The sequence below is a fragment of the Lutibacter citreus genome (genome assembly GCF_003260195.1).
Classification (GTDB): domain Bacteria; phylum Bacteroidota; class Bacteroidia; order Flavobacteriales; family Flavobacteriaceae; genus Lutibacter; species Lutibacter citreus.
The window spans coordinates 298,702-319,216 of sequence record NZ_QEIH01000005.1 but is presented as its reverse complement, the minus strand read 5'-3'; the positions used below and the strand labels follow the sequence as shown (position 1 = coordinate 319,216).

Sequence of the window (20,515 nt, the reverse complement as noted above, 5' to 3'; positions counted from 1 at the left end):
GCTTAATTATGTTTATTAAAATCACTTTTTTGATAAGTAATTCTTAATTAGTTTATTCTAAATAAATTACTACGAAAAATATTCAAATTTTATATATGTTTGCAACAACAATTACTTTGTTTTCAATTTATAAAAACACAGCTAAAACTGCTTATGAAACCACCTAAAAAGTATCATTTTATTATTGAATTAGGAAAAGCCTTGCATATTTATGGAGTTCCTTCCTATAAAATTCAATCTTATTTATCTGAAGTTGCAGAACAAAAAGGCATTAAAGGTGTTTTTATGGATTTACCTACTTGGATAAATTATACTTTTTATGAAGATGAAAACTCTTACAATTATGTAGAATGTATTCCTCCAGGAAACCTAAACTTAGGTGCATTATCTAGTATTGTTGAAGTTACAAATAAAGTAATTGAAGATACAAATGATGATTTTTCTATAAAAGATGAATTGAAATTAATTCACGAAAAAACTAAAGAAGTAAATCATTATATACTCACTTTAGCCTATGCGTTTGCCTCTGGAGCATTTAGTATAATGATAGGAACCAATTGGCTTTCTATCGCTTTTTCTTTATTGTTGGGTGCTATTGTATATCTTATTGTTTTTCTTTCAACAAAATCTAACTATTTAGAAAATACTCTTGAGTCTTTAGTTTCATTTGTAGTAACTATTTTAGCTTGTTTAATCTATTTAGTTTTCCCAGATTTTAATGTTGGTATTAGTATACTTTCATCAATAATTATATTTATCCCTGGTTTAGCTATTACAACAGCTTTAGAAGAAATCACCTCTAAAAGCTTAGTTTCTGGAGGCGCAAAATTATTTGATTCGTTAATTTCGTTATTCAAACAATTTTTTGGGGTATTATTAGGAATCTCTTTAATGTCGTCTTTTATAGATTTTAAATTACTTACTCACATCTCTAAAATGCCTATATGGATTATGTTTTGTGCTGTACCAATTTTTTCAATAACTCTTTTACCTATTTTTCAAGTTAGAAAAAAAGATATGTTATTTGGTGTTTTAACAGGTGCCATTGGATTTTTTATTCCTGTAATATTCTCTGGGTATGGAATTCTAATTAGTACGTTTATTGGTACAATAGCAGTTGTTCTGATTAGTGGATTATTTAATAAAATAACAAAAACTCCTAAAATTATCTACTTAACTCAGGGAATTATTATGTTGGTTCCGGGAAGTAAATCTTTTTTGGGACTTAGTAGTTCCTTTTTTAATTCAACCATAATAAATACATCAAATTTATTTGAACAAGTTGCATTTATTTTAATGGGTATAATAGGAGGTCTTATATTTGCTGGAGTATTTAGAGATACTTCCGTAAATTAGCGCTTACAAAATATTATTCTCCATTAAATTTATTATAAAAAAAAGCCCTTATTTAATATTAAATAAGGGCTTTTAAGATTTTTAAATTGAATTTTATTTTTTAAATAAATACCCATAAAACATCCCAACAAAAACTGCACCTCCAACAATATTTCCTAATGTTGCTGGAATTAAGTTTTTTACAATAAATGTAGTCCAAGTTATATCTGCACCTTCAAAAATAGCCAATGGAATAAAATACATATTAGCTATACTATGCTCAAATCCCATAGCAACAAAGGCCATAACTGGTAACCAAATTGCAAGTATTTTTCCCGTAGTATCTTTAGCCGCCATACCTTGCCAAACTGCCAAACACACTAACCAATTAGCTCCAATACCTTTTATAAAGGTTACTAAAAAAGTATGACTAGTTTTTCCTTCTGCAATGCTAAATACAGAATTTACAAATGGTGAATCATGTACAATATGAGTTAAATGAGTAATAACATAAGCCACAAATACAGCTCCAATAAAATTACCTACATATACCAATCCCCAATTTTTAAGAACTGCATTTACACCTTGTTTTTTATTCATAACATTTGGTATAAAATAAGCATTATTACCTGTAAAAAGTTCGGCACCAACTATTACAACAAGTATTAAACCAATTGGAAAGGTTGCTCCAAAAAGAAATTTAGTAATACCAGGATTTTCTGCTGCAATACCAGGTGATCCTCCTGCAACTATTATAGCTAAAAGCCCTCCAAAGGCAATATATGCTCCTGCCAAAAAAGCAAGTATTAGGGTTTTTTTAGCTTTATAACTTCCTTTGTTTATTGCTAACTCGTTTACTATAGTTATAACTTCTTTAGGGCTATTCATCTTTTTATGGGTATGCTGTTTTGAACAACATTTATTAGTTGATTTTTACTTCTTTAAAATATTTTTTTAATATAGTTCCAGCTTCTTCTAACTCTTCAGGAGTATTTTCTCTTGCATCTTTTAATTTATAATCCCATCCTAAGGCTTCCCACTTATGAATTCCTAATTTATGGTAAGGTTGAATTTCAATCTTTTCAATAGTATTATAATTCTTAAAATGTTCTCCCATAGCATGTAGTAATTCTGGTTTATTAGTAATCCCAGGAATTAATACATATCTCAGCCACATTTTTTTTCCAGAATCTTCTCTGTATTTAGCAAAATTGAAAGTAGTTTCTTTACAACTCTTACCTGTTAATTCTAAATAGCCCTCTTCGGTCATATGCTTAATATCTAGCATTACCAAATCAGCATATTCATCCATTAATGTTTTAGCATGGTTATTTAAAATTCTACCATTGGTATCAACATTTGTATGAATACCTTCTTCTTTTAATCTTTTAAAAAATGGGATTAAATTTTTTGCCTGTAACAATGGCTCTCCTCCAGAAACTGTAACTCCACCTTTTTTACCAAAATAAGGTTTCATCTTTATGGCTAGTTTTACTAAATCTTCAATTTTGTATTCAGTACCTCCAGAATTTTCAATGGTATCTGGGTTATGACAATACAAGCACTTTAATTTACATCCTTGTAAAAATAACACCAACCGAATTCCTGGCCCGTCATGAGTTCCAAAAGATTCAATCGAATGGACTCTTAATATATTCTCTTCAGTTTTGATAAGCTTTCTATTTATTAGTTAGTAGTAGTATTTAGAAAACAAACTGAAAGGTTGAAAATCAACCTTTCAGAATAATAATATTTAATATAAATTACATTGATTCGTGGAACGAACGTGTAATTACTTCTAATTGTTGTTCTCTTGTTAAACGTACAAAATTTACAGCATAACCAGAAACTCTAATTGTTAATTGAGGATAATCATCTGGATTTTCCATTGCATCCATTAACATTTCTTTATTTAAAACATTTACATTTAAATGTTGTGCATTTCTTGAAAAATAACCATCTAAAGTACTTGCTAAATTTTCTATTTGTTCTTCTTCAGTTGCTCCTAAAGATTTAGGTACAATTGAAAAAGTATTAGAAATACCATCTTTAGAGTCGTTATAATTAATTTTAGAAACAGAATTTAATGAAGCAATAGCACCGTTACAGTCACGTCCGTGCATTGGATTTGCTCCTGGTGCAAAAGGTACACCTTGGTCTCTACCATCAGGCGTTGCTCCTGTTTTTTTACCATATGTTACATTAGATGTAATTGTTAATACAGACATTGTTGGTTCTGCATCTTTATAAACTGGTAATTTTTTTAATTCATTATTAAAATCTGCAACAGCTGCACTTGCCAATAAATCTACTCTATCATCATCATTACCAAACTTTGGAAACTCTCCTTCTATTTTAAAATCAACAGTTAAACCTTCTTCATTTCTAATTGGTTTTACTTTAGCATATTTAATAGCTGAAAGTGAATCTGCTACAATTGATAAACCTGCAATACCATAAGCAATATTAATACTTGGATTTGTATCAATTAAAGCCATTTGAGCTTTCTCATAGTAGTATTTATCGTGCATATAATGAATAATATTCATTGAGTCGTTGTAAACTCTTGCAACTTCTTTCATAGCTATTTTAAAGTTAGCCATTACTTTATCGTAATCTAAATATTCATCTGTATATGCAGGAATTCCTTTAACCATTTCAGTTCCAGAAAACTCACAACGACCAGCATTTAAAGCTAATAATAATGTTTTTGCTAAGTTAGTACGTGCTCCAAAGAATTGAATAGATTTCCCTAATTCTTGGTAAGAAACACAACAAGCAATACCATAATCATCAGAACCTCTAACACCTCTCATTAACTCATCATTTTCAAACTGAATTGAAGATGTGTCAATAGATACTTTTGCACAGTAATCTTTAAAATTTTGAGGTAAGCTGTAAGACCAAAGAATAGTAATATTTGGCTCTGGTGATGGGCCTAAGTTATATAATGTATGTAAGAAACGGAATGAAGTTTTAGTAACTTTTGTTCTTCCATCAGAAAACATACCTCCAATTGCTTCAGTTACCCAAGTTGGATCTCCTGCAAAAATTTCGTCATATGCTTCCATTCTTAAATGGCGAACCATTCTCAATTTCATTACAAACTGATCAATATATTCTTGAGCTTCAACTTCATTAATTATTCCTTCCTCTAAATCTTTTTGAATATAAACATCTAAAAATGAAGATACATTACCTAAAGACATTGCTGCTCCATCTTGTTGTTTTACAGCTGCTAAATAAGCCATATATGTCCACTGAACTGCTTCTTGAGCATTTTGAGCAGGGCGATTTAACTCTAAATTGTAATAGTTACCCATTACAACCATTTCTTTTAATGCTTTAATTTGTTCAGAAACTTCTTCACGTAAACGAATTACTTTATCGCTCATTGGACCTCCAATAGAAGCTAAATCAGCTTTTTTAGATTCAATTAATCTATCAATACCATATAATGCAATACGGCGGTAATCACCAATAACGCGTCCTCTAGCATAGTTATCAGGTAAACCTGTTAAAAATCCTAAAGATCTAAATTTCTTAATTTCTGCTGTATAAGCATCAAAAACACCATCATTATGTGTTTTTACATATTTTGTAAATAATGCTGTAATATCTTTATTTGGCTCTAAACCATGTTCAGACAATGCTTTTTGAACAACTTTAAATCCTCCAAAAGGTTTCATTGCTCTTTTTAATAACTCATCTGTTTGTAAACCAACAATAACTTCGTTTTCTTGATCTATATATCCAGCTTTAAAAGAACTTACACCTGAAATAGTTTCTGTATCTACTGAACGAACTCCATTATTATTTCTTTCTTCTTGAGTTGCTTCTTTACAGATTTCCCATAATTTTTTTGTTTTCTCACTAGGGCCAACTAAGAAATCATGTGTTCCGTAATACGGAGTAATATTATTAGTTACAAAATCTCTTAAATTAATAACATCGTTCCAAATACCTTTTTTAAATTTTTCAGTTATCATATAATTACTTTTAATTAGTTCTATTTGTTTCAATTTTAGATTACAAAAATAAGTGATAAAAAACCTATAAAAATGACATTTATCATTAAAAAAAAGGCTTGTTTATCTCTTATATTTTAAAAGGTTTACTAAAACGTTTGAAGTATAAGGTTTTTCAAAAAAAATATTTTTAACATCTTTAAAAAAAGTTAATTTTACATATAATTACGGTAAATAAGACGCTCTATTTTTTAAGGTTTATTCTTTTTGAACGCTATTTTCAACGGTATTTTTCCGTTTTTCGAAATATTTCATCTAATTATTAATGATTTTCACATAAAAACCGAAAACTAAAATTAAGTAAAAACTGTATATCTTTTTGTGCAAATTCAAAACAAAAAACCCACTAAATAAAAATAAACCTAAAATTGTAAGGTCTTAATTAATAATTACAAATTCATTTTACATTTATAATTTACTTAAGTATTTAATTTTATAATCAAAGATTAATTAAATTCAAAAAAAACTCTAAAATTCAATAAACACTAGTAGAATAAGGGCTCAAATATTTATTTTTCAGCTTTTTAAATAAAATAAACTCTAAAAATTAGTCCTTTTATTTAAAAATTTAGAATTAAACATTAAGTTATTAAATAGTAATACAATCACTTATGTTTAAAAATGTACACATTTACACCTTCAGAATAATTATCTTAAACTCATTTGTTAAAGTATTATAAATTTCATAATTTGCTACGTTGCATTTAATCAAATTCTCAATATGTCCAAAAAAATAACTCGCTTATTTGATTTTCCACAATATCAACTGGAAAATTACAATCTTAGTAATGCTTTTAACACTAAACATAATGGTAAATGGATTGCTACTTCAACAGAAGAATATATAGAAAAAGCCAATGCTGTTAGTAGAGGTCTTCTAAAAATAGGAGTTAAACCTGGCGATAAAATTGCCGTTGCTTCTTCAACAAATAGAACTGAGTGGAATATTCTTGATATAGGTATTTTACAAGTTGGTGCTATTGGAGTACCTATCTATCCAACTATTACAAAAGACGATTTTGAATATATTTTTAATCATGCAGAAATTTCAATTTGTTTTATTTCTGATTCTGATTTGTATAAAAAAGTCTCTAAAGTAAAAAAGAAAGTCCCTACACTTACAGAAATTTATAGTTTCGATAAAGTTAATAAATGTAAAAATTGGGAAGAAATAATAAATTTAGGCGAAGATAAAAGTTCGCAACCTGAAATAGAAAAAATTAAAGACAGTATTAAACCTAAAGATTTAGCTACTATAATATATACTTCTGGTACTACAGGAAGACCAAAAGGGGTTATGTTATCTCACCAAAACATTGTAAGTAATGTTCTAGATTGTATGCCTCGCCTACCCTTAAAATTAGGAGATTTTAAAGCATTGAGCTTTTTACCTGTTTGCCATGTTTTTGAAAGAATGCTATTATATTTATATCAATGCTCTGGCTGCTCAATTTATTTTGCTGAAGGAATAGATAAAATAGGAGACAATTTAAAAGAAATTAAACCTGATTTTATGACTGTAGTTCCTCGGTTACTTGAAAAAGTATATGATGGCATTATAAATAAAGGTTCTGAATTAAAAGGAATAAAAAAAGCATTGTTCTTTTGGGCAGTAGATTTAGGATTAAAATGGGAACCTTATGAAAGAAATGGATGGTTTTATGAAAAAAAATTAGCAATTGCGGATAAATTAATATTTAGTAAATGGCGAGATGCCTTAGGAGGTAATTTAAAAACTATGGTTTCTGGTAGTGCTGCCTTACAACCTAGATTAGCAAAAGTATTTTCTGCTGCAAGAATGCCTATTATGGAAGGTTATGGTTTAACTGAAACATCTCCTGTTGTTGCCGTAAACATGATTCAAAATGAGATGCTTAAAGTAGGTAGTGTAGGAAAAGTAATTAGAAATGTTGAAGTTAAAATAGCTGAAGATGGAGAGATTTTAGTGAAAGGCCCTAATGTAATGTTGGGTTATTATAAAGATGAAGAAAAAACTGCTAGTGTAATGACCGGTGACTATTTCCATACCGGTGATAAAGGTGAAGTTGATGAAAATGGCTTTTTATCTATTACAGGACGTAAAAAAGAAATTTTTAAAACTTCTGGAGGAAAATATATTGTACCAGCATTGTTAGAAAACTCAATGAAAGAATCTCGATTTATTGAACAAGTTTTAGTTATTGGAGAAGGACAAAAATTACCAGCAGCAATTATTCAACCTAATTTTGATTTTTTACGAGAATGGGCAAGAATTCACCATGAACCAATTCCAGGAAGCAATCAAGATTTAATTGAAAACCCTCATATTATTGAGCGTATAGCAGTAGAGATAAAAAAAGGAAATAAAGGATTTGGAAAATGGGAAAAAATTAAAAAGTTTGAACTAACTCCTGATGATTGGGGAATTGAAAACGGCTTATTAACTCCTACAATGAAACCTAAAAGAACAGAAATCTTAAAAAAATATAAAGATTTGTATAACAAAATATATGAGATTAAAGAATAGAAAATTAATACAATTCTTTTTTACTTATAAAACTCTAGCCTATAATTGGCTGGAGTTTTTTTTGTGAATAGCTTAAATTGTCTATGAAAAAAAGACAAGTTTGGATACCCTGTTTCAAAAGCAATTTGCTCTACTGAAATATCAGATTCCTTTAATAATTCACAAGCTTTACTAACTCTGTACTCATTTAAATAAGACGTAAATGTTTTATTAAATGACTTTTTAAAAAATTTTGAAAAAGAAACTGGCGTCATAAAAACCAGATCTCCTAATTGAGTGGAATCTATTTTAGTTTGATAATTTTTATCTACAAAATCAATTATTTTTTTTATTCTACCTGAACCAATAGAATTAACATTAAAACTAGCTCCTAAACTTAAAACTTTAGCATTTTCTAAAGATAATTCATGAAGTAATTTTATAAATTCAATTAACCTAAGCGTTGGAGACATTTCTTTCATTAAATTCATTTTTTCTCCAATATCATTTGCAGTTAAGTTTTCAAATATTAACCCATAATTACTTTTATCAAGCATTTTCTTAACCAGAGAAAACTCATCCTTTTCCAACCAGCCCTCTCCTAGAAAATCGTTCTTAAATTGTATTACTGTTGATTTTGCTAATTGTTTAGTTGCTTTATTAGTTTTCCAACAATGTGGCAAATTTGGCCCCAGTAAAACCAATTCTCCCGGATGATAAGCTTGTATAGAATTACCTACACTTCGTATTCCTGTGCTCTCTGTTATATATGTTAATTCCCATTCTGGGTGATAATGCCATGGAGTTTCAAACTCCAATTTTTCGAACACACCAAAGTGAAAAGATTGATTTAAAGAATTAGATATAGGTTCAAAAACGGCCTTCATCATGTATATATTTTCATATTAACAACATTCAAAAACAAAAATAAGGAAAAATAGTACACTTTAATACCAAATATGTATTTAATACTCTTATGTAACTAATATTACTTTTACCCTTTAATTATAAAGAAAACAATATGCAATTTGACGTTATAGTTTCAGGAATGATGGTTGTAGATATTTTATCTGAAGTTCCCTCAAATATAAAAACAGGAACAAAACACGAAGTTTCAAAAATAATTGTTCAAGGTGGTGCTCCAGCTGGAAATGCAGCTTGCGTAATTGCCAAAAACAATTTAAAAACAGCTTTTTTAGGCTATAAAGCAACTAACACCTTAAGTTTAATTGCTAATGAAGAATTAAAAAAATGCGACGTAGATACGTCTCTATTAATTGAGAGTGATAATTTCCAACCAGCAATAGCTGTTGTTGAAGTAAATCCAAAAAACGGAGACCGAACAGTATTTTATTCTACAAATAATTATAAACCACTTCAACCAAAAGATATTAATGAAGATTGGGTTAAAAACAGCCGACTGTTATTAGTTGATGGTTATGATATTGTTGGAAATTTAGAACTTTTAAAAATTGCTAATAAATATAATATTCCTTCAGTATTAGATATAGAAACCGGAGATATAGAAGTGTTAAAAGAAATGATTTCACTTGGAAGTCATATTATTTTACCTTTAGAAGGTGCTCAAATGATTAGCGAATTTAATACTCCTGAAGAATGTTTAAAAAAATTAAGCACATTAACTAAAGGACAATTAATTATAACAGATGGAGCAAATGGAAGTTGGGCTTTAGAGAATAAAAAAATAATTCACCAACCTGCTTTTCCAACTAAAGTTGTAGACACTACAGGATGTGGAGATGCATTTCACGGAGCTTATGCTTCTGCCCTTTTAAACAATAAAAAATTAGTTGAGCGCATGAAATATGCCTCTGCATATGCATCAATAATTGCAACTCATTTTGGAGGTAGAAGTTATTTTCCAGATAAAGAAGAAGTAGCACAAAAAATATTAAATAATTAAATTATGGCAACAGATATATTAGAACAACCTGTTATCAATTCAATAGATTTGAATTTAGATATATTGCAACGAAAAGGTGTAGTTGCAGAAGAAATGGAAAAACTTATTTGCAAAGCTCCAATAAAGCAAGATGTTAAAATTGGATTGATTGGAATTGGTTTTGAATTACATTTTGATTGGGAAAAAGCAAAACAATCTTACACTCAAGCAATAGAACAAACCAAAAGTGTTTTTGGTTCAAATAATCAATTATTAGCTTTAAAAGAACCACTTCAAACTAAAAAAGAATTATTAAAAGTCTTAAATAATTTTAATGCTGAAGGTATGAGCGGATTAATTATTTATCAAGCTTCTTACATTGCTGGAGATTTAGCTCTTGCACTAGGAAATTGGCTTCGTGAGAACAAAATACCTTTATTAAGTTGGTCTCATGGTGAAGTTACTGGTGGCCGATTAACTGCCAACAGATTGTGTGGGCAAAACTTTTTATTAAATATTTTAAACTCTTTAGAGGTTAAATACTCTTGGGTATTAAATGCTCCAAAAACAAAACAATTAGATACTATTTTAGATCGTTTTATACGAGTTGTAAGTGCTAAAAAAAGAATGCAACACGCCAATATGCTTATGATTGGAGGTATGCGTGTTCCTGGTTTTTATGATTGTGAATTAAACGAAATCTCAATTGCTAAACATTTTGGTTTAGGTGTTGATAGAGTTGATATTGAAACTGTTTGGAAACACGGAGATAAATTCAAAAAAGAAGATATAAATAACATTGTTCAAAAATTAATAAATTCTAAAGATTGCAAATTCCTTAAAGTAAGTGAACGTGAATTGTATTTATCTGTTCGTTTTAGTTTAGCTATTGCAGATTACGCTCGCCAAGGTGAATATTTAGCTGTAGCCTTAAAAAACTGGCCAGAATTGTTTGACAACTACCAAATTGCAGGTGATGGTGCAGGAGCTTTAGTTCAGGATTTAGGAATTCCAGTTGCTGATGAATCAGATATGGGAGGATTATTAACCATGATTACTATGAATGAAATTAGTAATGGAGAAGCCTTACCTACACTCACAGATTTATCCATTTTAAATACAGATGAAAATAAATTAGGAATGTGGCATTGTGGTGGCTCCGCAACTAAATTACTGCGCAAAGGAACTAGTTTTGAAATTAGAAACCACAGTGTTTTAGATAATTACGACGAAGAACAATCTTACGGAATGTTATTAGAATTCCTATTAGAAAAAGGAGCAATAACAATTGCTAAATATCAATATCCACACGCATCAAGTATGCTTTCTTTTGAAGGTGAAATAGTAAATTCTCCTTTGCGTTTTAGAGGAGCTTACGGTGAAGTTTCACCAAAAAATGTACAAGCATCAGCTATAGTTGGAACAATATTAAGTAAAGGCTTAGACCACCATTGGATTATTGGCCGAGGGCATATTCAAGAAGATTTACAAGAATTTAATCATTGGTCTAACATTAAAGATTTAGACTTTGTAAAAGCAGCAACTACAGGAAGAAGTATTCAAAAAAATTTAAACTACTAACATATAAATAAAATGAAAAATCCAGATTTAATACAATTATTAAACAATTACAGAGATCAACAAAAATGTTTAATCGGTTTTAATATAAACGATATTTACGATTTAAAAGCAGTTGCTTTAGCTGCTGAAGAAGCAAATTGTCCCGTAATGGCGATGACCTATCCACCTGTTGTAGATTTAAATTCTAGCCTTTTATGTAGAAAAATGGTAGATGGAATTCAACCATATACAAAACAACCAATTTATTTACATTTAGATCACAGTGTTTCTGTAGATATGTGTAAACAAGCAATTGATGATGGTTATGATTCTGTAATGATTGATGGTTCTCAAAAAAGCTTGAAAGAAAACATAGCAATGACCAAAGAAGTTGTAAAATATGCTGAATCTGCAGGTGTATTAGTTGAAGCTGAAATTGGAAAAATTATGGGCCGTGATGTTGTTGTAAAATCTGATGCAGACTTTTTAGCAAGCGTAGCAGACGTAAAAGCAATTGTTGAAGAAGCAAACCCACATATTATGGCTGTTGGTATTGGAACTTCACATGGGTTTACTCCTACTACACCTAAAATTCATTTTGATAGATTAGCTGAAATTGCTGAGGCTGTTAAAGTTCCTTTAGTATTACACGGCGGTACAGGAATACCTGATGAAGACATTCAAAAATCAATTACAATGGGAGTTGCTAAATTAAACGTTGGTACAATTGTGCACACTACTTATATGAGAGAACTTTACAATGAAATTGGTAAAGACATTTCTGCTGCTTATCCTCCATATTTAATGAAAGACGTTATCCCAAGAATTAAAGAAGTTGTTTTAGGCAGATTAAATGCTGTTAACTTAAAATTACAAGATTAATTCTATTTAAAAACTCAAATTAAAACAAGATTAAGTTTCGTTGATAACTTAATCTTGTTTTTTTGTAATAAAATTATTCTATACCATTTGTTTTTATATTTTTGTATCACACCCATAAAATTAACAAATGAAACAGTTTATAGTATCTGCACGTAAATATAGACCTCAAGTTTTTGAGGATGTAGTTGGGCAACAAGCAATTACAAATACGCTTGAAAATGCTATAAAAAATAACCATTTAGCACAAGCATTACTTTTTACAGGACCAAGAGGTGTTGGTAAAACAACATGCGCTAGAATTTTAGCAAAAAAAATTAATGAAAATGCTGGAGAAACTAGTGAAGATGATTTTGCTTTTAATATTTTTGAATTAGATGCTGCATCAAATAACTCTGTTGATGATATTAGAAGTTTAACTGATCAGGTTCGTATTCCTCCACAAATAGGGAAATACAAAGTCTATATTATTGATGAGGTACACATGCTATCTCAAGCCGCTTTTAATGCATTTTTAAAAACCTTAGAAGAGCCGCCTGCTCACGCTATTTTTATATTAGCAACCACTGAAAAACATAAAATTATACCTACAATTCTTTCAAGATGTCAAATTTTTGATTTTAAAAGAATTGGTGTTATTGATGCTAAAAACTATTTAGTAAAAATTGCAGAACAAGAAGGAATTAATGCAGATGATGACGCACTTCATATTATAGCTCAAAAAGCTGATGGAGCAATGCGTGATGCACTTTCTATATTTGATAGAGTAGTAAGTTTTTCAGGAAAAAATTTAACTCGTACAGCGGTAACTGAAAACTTAAATGTTCTTGATTATGATGAATATTTTATAACAACAGATTTATTACTTCAAAATAAAATACCAGAAGTATTAGTTCATTTTAATACCATTTTGTCTAAAGGTTTTGAGGGGCATCATTTTATTAATGGTTTGGCTTCCCATTTTAGAGATTTATTAGTTGCAAAAGATAAAATAACGCTAGATTTATTGGAAGTTGGAGACAATGCCAAAAAGAAATATCTAGAGCAATCAGAAAAAAGTGAAATGCGCTTTTTATTGCAAGCAATTGAATTGGCAAATGAATGTGATTTAAAATATAAAAGCAGTAAAAACCAGCGACTTTTAGTTGAACTTACTTTAATGCAATTAGCCTCTATCACTTTTGATGGAGAAAAAAAAAACAATAAACCCTACATAATAGCGGCAATTCATTTTCAAACTAAAGTAAAAAGAAGAGCTAAAACTAAACCTATTGCTGTTCCAAAAACTATTATACAGCATAAAAATGTATATAAAAACACTGAAAGTGTTGTAAAAAAAGAACTTCCCAAGCCTAAACCAAATATTGATTTAAAGTCTAGAAGAAGATCTGCACTTACTTTAAAAAGTGTTAATAGAAAAAAGGAAATTGAAAAAATTGAAGTTGAGTACGATCAAGTTGATGGATTACCTTCTGATGACTTTACTGAAAATGACTTAATTATTCTATGGAAAAAATATTCTGATATTTTATTAAAAAAGGGGAAAAAGAGTTTAATGTCTGTATTAAATACTAACACTCCCAAAATTGTTGAAAAAAACATTCATTTTGATCTTCCAAATCATTTAATGAAAGATCAATTACTGCAAGGAAAACATCCTTTATTAAAATTTATCAGAGAAGGTTTAAACAATTTTAAGGTTGATTTAATTATAAATGTTAAAGAAGTTGAGGCTAAAAAATATGCCTATACTCCTCAAGAAAAATACTTAAAATTTCAAGAAAAAAACAAAGCTATAGATTTATTAAAAAAAACTTTTGATTTAGATTTATAGAATCTCGTTATTAAATTCCAATTACTATCTTTAACACCTAAACTTTTCTAATTTGGATATAAAATTATTAGTAACTTTTTTAATTGGATTTCTTATTGTAGCAATTGCTGCCAATGAAATTGCCAAAGTTTTTCAAAAAATAAAATTCCCCCTTATTACAGGATTAATTATTACAGGAATCATAGCTGGTTCATCTGTTTTAAACTTTATAAATAAAGAAGCATTAGAAAATCTTAATTTTTTAAATGAGATAGCTTTATCAATTATTGCATTTTCAGCAGGTTCTGAGCTTTATTTAAATGATTTAAGAAGCCGAATAAAGAGTATTAAATGGATGACCATTGGTCAACTTATAATAACATTTGTTATGAGTTCTGCCGTAATTTATTATGTAGCTGAACAAATTCCGTTTATGGCCAACTTACCTTCTGCTCATAAATTTGGAATTTCAATTTTATTTGGTACCATTTTCGTTGCCCGATCACCTTCTTCAGCCATTGCAGTTATAAATGAAATGCGTGCAAACGGCCCTTTTACAAAAACAGTAATGGGAGTAACCGTATTAAAAGATGTACTTGTTATAATTTTATTTGCTGTTTGCTTATCAGTTTCAAAAGCTTTAATTAATAATGAGCCAACTAATATTTTATTTTTTATAATCTTATTTTTTGAACTTATTGCATCGTTTGCCTTAGGTTATATAGTAGGTAAGATTTTACAATTACCATTTTTAACAAAAATGGACAAACAATTAAAAGGAATTGCAATTGTTTTAATTGGTTATAGTGTTTACTTATTTGCCCATTTAATTAAAGTAAAATCAATGGAATTTTTCCATCATGATTTTGTACTTGAACCTTTATTAATTTGTATTATAGGTAGTTTTGTACTAACAAATTATAGCAAACACAGAATTGAATTTTCAGAAGTATTAGAAAATATAAGCCCAATAATTTATATTATCTTTTTTACATTAACAGGTGCATCCTTATCTGTTCAAACTTTAATGAGCGTATTTGGCATTGCAGTTGCACTCTTTTTCTTACGATTAATTACAATGTTTTTTGGAGGGATATTTGGAGTTCTAGCGGCTAAAGACAATAAAAAATACACTTTTGTTGCTTGGATGCCATATTTAACACAAGCAGGTGTAGCTTTAGGTTTAGCAACACTAATTTCTAATGAATTCCCAGATTGGGGACATAAATTTCAAACTATTGTTATTGCTATAATTGTAATAAACCAATTAGTAGGTCCACCTCTTTTTAAATGGGTTTTAAATTATTTAAATGAAAGTCATTTAAAAGGAAAAATTCCGAACTTAGAAAGTACAAGAGATGCTTTAATATTTGGATTAGAAGATCAATCTATTGCTCTAGCTAAACAATTAAAAAAGAATAAATGGGATTCCAGAATAGTTAAAGTTGATAGTAACAATACAATAGAAGTTAACGATTTTGATGTTGTACAACTTTCATCAATTAGTTATACCGCTATTAAAAAATTAGATCTTGAAAAAACTGAAGCTATAATATTAATGCTTGATGATGATGATAATTATAAAATTGCAGAACTTATTTACGAGCATTTAGGTTCTAAAGAAGTAATTGTTCGCTTAAATAAAAGAGAAAACTTTGAAAAATTCCATAAATTAGGAACTTTAATAATTGAACCTGCAACAGCAATGGTAAGTTTATTAGATCATTTTGTTAGGTCTCCAAATGCCACTTCACTCCTACTTGGAATGGACGAAGGACAAGAAACAATGGATGTTGAAATTAGAAACAAAGATATACATGGAATGCGTTTAAGAGACCTTCGTTTACCATCTGATGTATTGGTATTATCTGTTAGAAGAAACGGTCAATTATTAGTTTCTCACGGATATACAAGAATGCGTTTAAGTGATATTATTACCTTTGTTGGTTCAGAAAATAGTTTAGAAGATTTAAAATTTAAATTTGATACATAATGATGTTAGGATTACAGTTTGAAACTGAAACTTCGTGGGCAGAAATTGCCAAAAATAATTTAGAACAAATATTAACTGATCACGCTTATGCAGAGCAAAAAGCCTCTGCAAATGCAACATCTATTATTATTAATTATTCTGAAGAAACAGAATTAGTTCAAGAAATGGCACTAATTGCTATTGAAGAAATGGAGCATTTTAAAATGGTTCATGATATTATGGTAAAGCGAGGGATGGTTTTAGGACGTGGTCAAAAAAATGATTATGCCGCACATCTTCAAAATTATTTTCCAAAAACAAAAGATAGATCAGAAAGTTTAATCCAAAGATTATTAGTTGCAGCATTAATTGAAGCAAGAAGTTGCGAGCGATTTAAAGTATTTGCCGACAATATGAAGGATGAAGAACTTTCCAAATTCTATTTAGATTTAATGGCTTCTGAAGCTAACCACTATACAACTTTTATAAATTTTGCAAGAAAATATCAAGATAGAAATTTAGTTGATAAAAAATGGAAAGGTTTGCTGGAATATGAAGCCGCATTTATGAAAGAAAGAGGAATTAAAGCTAAAATTCACGGATAAATGTTTAGTAAAGATGAAGCTGCATTGCTAAGAAAAGAATTCTGGACTAGTTTTGGAAAATCTTTTCCAAGAAAATGGTTATTATACAATACACAAATAAAAGATTTTAGTTTTAAATTTGTTGCAGATAAAAAACAAGCCATGGTTTGTTTAGATATTGAATCATATGATAAAACTAAAAATGAACTATTGTATGAACAACTTCTAGATGTTAAATCTGTTTTGATTGAAGATTATTTACCTGAAGTAATTTTTGATCCAAATTATCAATTAGAAAACGGGAAAATTATTCATCGAGTTTATGTTAAACATCAACAAAAGTTTAATATATATGATAAAAATACTTGGAGAGATACTTATGAATTTTTCAATTTAACAATGCATCAGTTTGAGGAATTTTATGAAGATTTTGAAGATTTCATTAAAAGAGCTATTTATTAAAATTAATACTTCTCAGTTTACTAAATTCAGCTAACACTAAACAAATTACCATATTCATTCTTCTAAAAAAAGCTTTCTAACTCATAACAAATAGCGTATTTTTGCATTCATGAATTCAATTAAAAACGATACAATTATTGCTTTAGCAACTTCAGCAGGTGTTGGAGCAATTGCAGTTATAAGACTTTCTGGAGAAAAAGCTATTGAAATTGTAAATAATCACTTTAAATCTAAATTTGGAAATAAAAATTTAACTTCGGTTAAATCTCATACCATTCATTTAGGAAGTATTATTGAAGGAAATCGTGTAATTGATGAAGTTTTGGTCTCTATTTTTAAAAATCCAAATTCATATACAGGAGAAAATGTTGTTGAAGTAAATTGTCACGGATCAGTTTATATTCAGCAAGAAATTATTCAACTATTCTTAAAAAATGGTGTTAGAAATGCAGATGCTGGTGAGTTTACACTTCGTGCATTTTTAAATGGAAAAATGGATTTAAGTCAGGCTGAAGCAGTTGCCGATTTAATAGCTTCAAATTCTGCCGCATCCCATCAAGTTGCATTACAGCAAATGCGTGGAGGATTTAGTAACGAAATTGAAAATTTACGTCAGCAATTATTAAACTTCGCAAGTTTAATTGAACTTGAACTTGATTTTGCTGAAGAAGATGTTGAATTTGCAGATAGAACCGAATTTAACAATTTAATTAATAAAATAAGTGCTGTTTTAAAACGTCTTATCGATTCTTTTGCATTAGGAAATGTATTAAAAAACGGAATCCCAGTTGCTATTGTTGGTGAACCAAATGTTGGAAAATCCACATTGTTAAATACACTTTTAAATGAAGAAAAAGCCATTGTAAGCCATATTGCAGGTACAACAAGAGATGCGATTGAGGATGAAATAAATATTGAAGGTGTAGCATATCGTTTTATTGACACTGCAGGAATTAGACATACAAAAGATATTGTTGAAAGTATTGGAATTGAAAAAACTTACCAAAATATTGAAAAAGCGCAATTGGTGCTGCATTTAATTGATGCTTCAAACATTGATAAACTTGAAATAAAAATTGCTGAATTAAAAGAAAAGTATCCTACAAAAAAAATATTGACAATTGTTAATAAAGCTGATTTACTTTCAAATGAAGAAATAAAACAGTTAAAATCACAATTTTCTAACCTAATTATTCTTTCAGCTAAAGAAAAATTAGGACTTCACGAGCTAACCTCTACCCTTACACAATTAGCTAATAAAGGAGCTTTAAGTAACAATGAAACAATTGTAAGTAATTCTCGCCATTTTGAAGCATTAAATAATGCTTACAATTCTATAAAAGAAGTACAAAAAGGTATTGATTTAAACATTAGTACTGATCTTTTTGCTATTGATATTCGTCAAGCGCTATTTCATTTAGGTGAAATTACAGGAGAAGTTACTACCGAAGATTTATTAGGAAATATTTTTGCTAACTTTTGTATCGGTAAGTAAGCAAAACAAAACACTATAAAGAGCTAATAAACAGTCCTTTTATTAAAGTATCCGTTTTCTATTACATTAATACTTGCTTCTTTAGTTTATGTACCCATTTACATTTCACATTAGTGCTTCTTTCAAAGCACCAACATCAGCCTTTATTTAAGTGAAACATGTAATAACAGAAACTTCAATCTCTTTTACTTTTACGTCTTTATAAATTTTTCTAACAACTAATTTCTTATTTGTTTTATTGGTATAATTATAACATTCTTAAACGCTGAAGTCCCAGACAACCACACCTTTTTCTGATATCCACTTATCTCCTTAATATGCAACTAACACCACAATTAAAATTTAATTACTCCTTTAAAATTTCATCTATTGGAACAATTTTATCAAATTCCTTAATTTCTATATTTCTATAAAAGACTTCTGCTGTTTCTGATTGAAACCCAATTATTCCCTCACTAAATGGCAAATCCGTTGCCATATTTACAATTTCACCATTCAATTTGTGAATTGTATATTCATTCCCCATCACAATGACTTCACAATAATTCCACTCACCATCTAAGGCATGAAAGTTTTTTGGAGACGAAGCTATTAATCCTCTCTTTCTATTTTCAAATTTTTTTCCACCATGCTTTGGAGACACAAACTTTGTTCCCTCTTCATTTGCAAACCAAGTAAAAGCTCCTCCTGTAAAAAAGTCTCCTGTGTGATTTTGATTGGTTAGATGATTAAAACGAACTTGATATTCAATTCCTTTTGGCCAAACTTTATCATCCACAACATGATAATATAATCCTGCATCGTATTGCCATCTAATAAAGTTATTTGCTATATTGCTCCCCCACTTATATTCAAAACGAAGAATGTATTTGCTATACTTTTTTTTAGAATAAAACAAGCCATGTGTCCGATTCTGATTATTCACTGGTATTTTATTCTTTTTCCAATCTTTACCGCCAAGTTGATAACGTGCAGGAAATTCATCATTAAAAACATGTACATGCTCATCTTCAATTGCAAAAACCTTTTTTGCTAATTCAGAATCACCATTCCTAATTTTTAAATTCCAGCCCTCAAAATTCTGCCCATTAAAGATAGTTTGAAAATCTTTTTCTCCTATAAATCCATTGTCAAAAATTGCTTTTAGTTTTTCTGGGCCTCCATGCACATCACCAGTAAACAAATAATAAAGCATTCCTGCATCTGAAATATCTGCTTTGTGTGAAGCTTTCATTTGTGTATAAATCAATTGAATCCCATTATTTACTCTTATAGAATGATTATTATAGCCTTTTAAAAAGTTCCAAACACTCCAATCTGCCTTACCATCTTTCCCTGCGTTATTAGATGAAAAACCAACGAATTTATTTTTCTTGTCATTTTGATCTAAAATAAGATCAAAGACAACTCCATCACTAGAGAAAGATTTTTTCAACTCATCCCAATGCCAACCCTCATGCGGTTTTTCATTTTTACTTGGCCTGTCTGCATGTTGATTATTACTCTTAGAATGAGAAATAACTCTAATATATTTTAAAGCATTTGAGTTTTCTTTTTGAGCCAAACTAAGTGCTTCTCCAACTACTTGCATAGGTCCCGCGGCTATAATAGTTAATGGATTTTCAGAAGTAGATTTAATAATTTCATCCTTCATTTTACCATAGGCTATTTCTGGATTATCAACTGCAGGAATAAATCTACTTACATCAAAACCAAATTGAATTCCCCCCGTAATGGCACTTTTAGTAATTTGAGTCATATGATTTTCCTTACTACTCCATACATGATCTGCATATGTATAGAGACTCAGTTTATCTTGTAAATTTCTTGATGAAATTATACCAAGACTTGCAACCGTTGCTCCCCAATCATCTGGATCATGTGCATTTCCATCAGAACTCATCGCAATTCTACCTTTGGAATAAGGCACTGTTTGTCCCCAAGTACTCATAGAGATTAATGATATAATTACAATTAGTGGTATTCGATTAAATTTCAT

At 29.3% G+C, this 20,515-nt stretch carries 15 protein-coding genes; 10 read left to right on the top strand and 5 right to left on the bottom strand.

The window, feature by feature from the left end; genetic code table 11:
• Nucleotides 1-153 precede the first annotated feature (153 nt).
• A complete protein-coding gene (locus DAD81_RS12360; protein ID WP_111708578.1) occupies nucleotides 154-1,356 on the top strand; it encodes a threonine/serine exporter family protein in 1,203 nt (400 codons plus the stop codon).
• 93 nt (nucleotides 1,357-1,449) lie between these two features.
• Here the strand turns inward: DAD81_RS12360 and DAD81_RS12355 are convergent, their stop codons facing one another.
• The 3 genes from DAD81_RS12355 to pflB form a co-directional block, all read right to left on the bottom strand.
• Nucleotides 1,450-2,223: a formate/nitrite transporter family protein gene (locus tag DAD81_RS12355; RefSeq protein ID WP_111708577.1), complete on the bottom strand. Its 774-nt coding sequence runs from the start codon at nucleotides 2,221-2,223 to the stop codon at nucleotides 1,450-1,452.
• A 34-nt stretch (nucleotides 2,224-2,257) separates the two neighbouring features.
• Nucleotides 2,258-2,971, bottom strand: coding sequence for a pyruvate formate-lyase-activating protein (pflA, locus tag DAD81_RS12350; RefSeq protein ID WP_262511277.1), 714 nt, complete (start codon nucleotides 2,969-2,971; stop codon nucleotides 2,258-2,260).
• Between the two features lie 127 nt (nucleotides 2,972-3,098).
• A complete protein-coding gene (gene pflB / locus DAD81_RS12345) occupies nucleotides 3,099-5,324 on the bottom strand; it encodes a formate C-acetyltransferase (protein WP_111708575.1) in 2,226 nt (741 codons plus the stop codon).
• Nucleotides 5,325-6,084: 760 nt separating this feature from the next.
• Between pflB and DAD81_RS12340 the strand changes: the two genes are divergently transcribed.
• Nucleotides 6,085-7,869: an AMP-dependent synthetase/ligase gene (locus DAD81_RS12340; RefSeq protein WP_111708574.1), complete on the top strand. Its 1,785-nt coding sequence runs from the start codon at nucleotides 6,085-6,087 to the stop codon at nucleotides 7,867-7,869.
• A 20-nt stretch (nucleotides 7,870-7,889) separates the two neighbouring features.
• Here the strand turns inward: DAD81_RS12340 and DAD81_RS12335 are convergent, their stop codons facing one another.
• Nucleotides 7,890-8,738 carry an AraC family transcriptional regulator gene (locus DAD81_RS12335; RefSeq protein WP_111708573.1) on the bottom strand — a complete coding sequence of 283 codons (849 nt, stop codon included), beginning with the start codon at nucleotides 8,736-8,738 and terminating at the stop codon, nucleotides 7,890-7,892.
• Nucleotides 8,739-8,869: 131 nt separating this feature from the next.
• Here DAD81_RS12335 and DAD81_RS12330 point away from each other — a divergent pair, with 131 nt between their 5' ends.
• The 8 genes from DAD81_RS12330 (at nucleotide 8,870) to mnmE (ending at nucleotide 18,516) form a co-directional block, all read left to right on the top strand.
• Nucleotides 8,870-9,772 carry a carbohydrate kinase family protein gene (locus tag DAD81_RS12330; protein ID WP_111708572.1) on the top strand — a complete coding sequence of 301 codons (903 nt, stop codon included), beginning with the start codon at nucleotides 8,870-8,872 and terminating at the stop codon, nucleotides 9,770-9,772.
• A gap of 3 nt (nucleotides 9,773-9,775) precedes the next feature.
• Complete coding sequence (locus DAD81_RS12325; protein WP_111708571.1) at nucleotides 9,776-11,332, top strand: L-fucose/L-arabinose isomerase family protein; 1,557 nt, start codon at nucleotides 9,776-9,778, stop codon at nucleotides 11,330-11,332.
• Nucleotides 11,333-11,344: 12 nt separating this feature from the next.
• Nucleotides 11,345-12,193, top strand: a complete 849-nt coding sequence (locus DAD81_RS12320; protein WP_111708570.1) for a class II fructose-bisphosphate aldolase — start codon at nucleotides 11,345-11,347, stop codon at nucleotides 12,191-12,193.
• Nucleotides 12,194-12,320: 127 nt separating this feature from the next.
• The gene (gene dnaX / locus DAD81_RS12315; protein ID WP_111708569.1) at nucleotides 12,321-14,024 is read left to right on the top strand and encodes a DNA polymerase III subunit gamma/tau; all 1,704 of its coding nucleotides are present in this window, start codon (nucleotides 12,321-12,323) and stop codon (nucleotides 14,022-14,024) included.
• A gap of 52 nt (nucleotides 14,025-14,076) precedes the next feature.
• A complete protein-coding gene (locus DAD81_RS12310) occupies nucleotides 14,077-15,996 on the top strand; it encodes a cation:proton antiporter domain-containing protein (protein ID WP_111708568.1) in 1,920 nt (639 codons plus the stop codon).
• A 2-nt stretch (nucleotides 15,997-15,998) separates the two neighbouring features.
• Nucleotides 15,999-16,580: a tRNA-(ms[2]io[6]A)-hydroxylase gene (miaE, locus tag DAD81_RS12305; RefSeq protein ID WP_111708742.1), complete on the top strand. Its 582-nt coding sequence runs from the start codon at nucleotides 15,999-16,001 to the stop codon at nucleotides 16,578-16,580.
• Nucleotides 16,581-17,021, top strand: coding sequence for a DUF4268 domain-containing protein (locus tag DAD81_RS12300; RefSeq protein ID WP_111708567.1), 441 nt, complete (start codon nucleotides 16,581-16,583; stop codon nucleotides 17,019-17,021).
• 109 nt (nucleotides 17,022-17,130) lie between these two features.
• Nucleotides 17,131-18,516, top strand: a complete 1,386-nt coding sequence (mnmE, locus tag DAD81_RS12295) for a tRNA uridine-5-carboxymethylaminomethyl(34) synthesis GTPase MnmE (protein WP_111708566.1) — start codon at nucleotides 17,131-17,133, stop codon at nucleotides 18,514-18,516.
• Nucleotides 18,517-18,862: 346 nt separating this feature from the next.
• Here the strand turns inward: mnmE and DAD81_RS12290 are convergent, their stop codons facing one another.
• Nucleotides 18,863-20,515, bottom strand: coding sequence for a 3-keto-disaccharide hydrolase (locus DAD81_RS12290; RefSeq protein WP_111708565.1), 1,653 nt, complete (start codon nucleotides 20,513-20,515; stop codon nucleotides 18,863-18,865).

Excerpts from the sequence above, each read along its gene's own strand:
- dnaX (WP_111708569.1), top strand. The coding sequence starts at position 12,321 with ATGAAACAGTTTATAGTATCTGCACGTAAATATAGACCTCAAGTTTTT.
- miaE (WP_111708742.1), top strand. The coding sequence starts at position 15,999 with ATGTTAGGATTACAGTTTGAAACTGAAACTTCGTGGGCAGAAATTGCC.
- DAD81_RS12320 (WP_111708570.1), top strand. The coding sequence starts at position 11,345 with ATGAAAAATCCAGATTTAATACAATTATTAAACAATTACAGAGATCAA.
- DAD81_RS12330 (WP_111708572.1), top strand. The coding sequence starts at position 8,870 with ATGCAATTTGACGTTATAGTTTCAGGAATGATGGTTGTAGATATTTTA.
- DAD81_RS12355 (WP_111708577.1), bottom strand. The coding sequence starts at position 2,223 with ATGAATAGCCCTAAAGAAGTTATAACTATAGTAAACGAGTTAGCAATA.
- mnmE (WP_111708566.1), top strand. The coding sequence starts at position 17,131 with ATGAATTCAATTAAAAACGATACAATTATTGCTTTAGCAACTTCAGCA.
- DAD81_RS12335 (WP_111708573.1), bottom strand. The coding sequence starts at position 8,738 with ATGATGAAGGCCGTTTTTGAACCTATATCTAATTCTTTAAATCAATCT.
- DAD81_RS12300 (WP_111708567.1), top strand. The coding sequence starts at position 16,581 with ATGTTTAGTAAAGATGAAGCTGCATTGCTAAGAAAAGAATTCTGGACT.
- DAD81_RS12340 (WP_111708574.1), top strand. The coding sequence starts at position 6,085 with ATGTCCAAAAAAATAACTCGCTTATTTGATTTTCCACAATATCAACTG.
- DAD81_RS12290 (WP_111708565.1), bottom strand. The coding sequence starts at position 20,515 with ATGAAATTTAATCGAATACCACTAATTGTAATTATATCATTAATCTCT.
- DAD81_RS12325 (WP_111708571.1), top strand. The coding sequence starts at position 9,776 with ATGGCAACAGATATATTAGAACAACCTGTTATCAATTCAATAGATTTG.
- DAD81_RS12360 (WP_111708578.1), top strand. The coding sequence starts at position 154 with ATGAAACCACCTAAAAAGTATCATTTTATTATTGAATTAGGAAAAGCC.
- pflB (WP_111708575.1), bottom strand. The coding sequence starts at position 5,324 with ATGATAACTGAAAAATTTAAAAAAGGTATTTGGAACGATGTTATTAAT.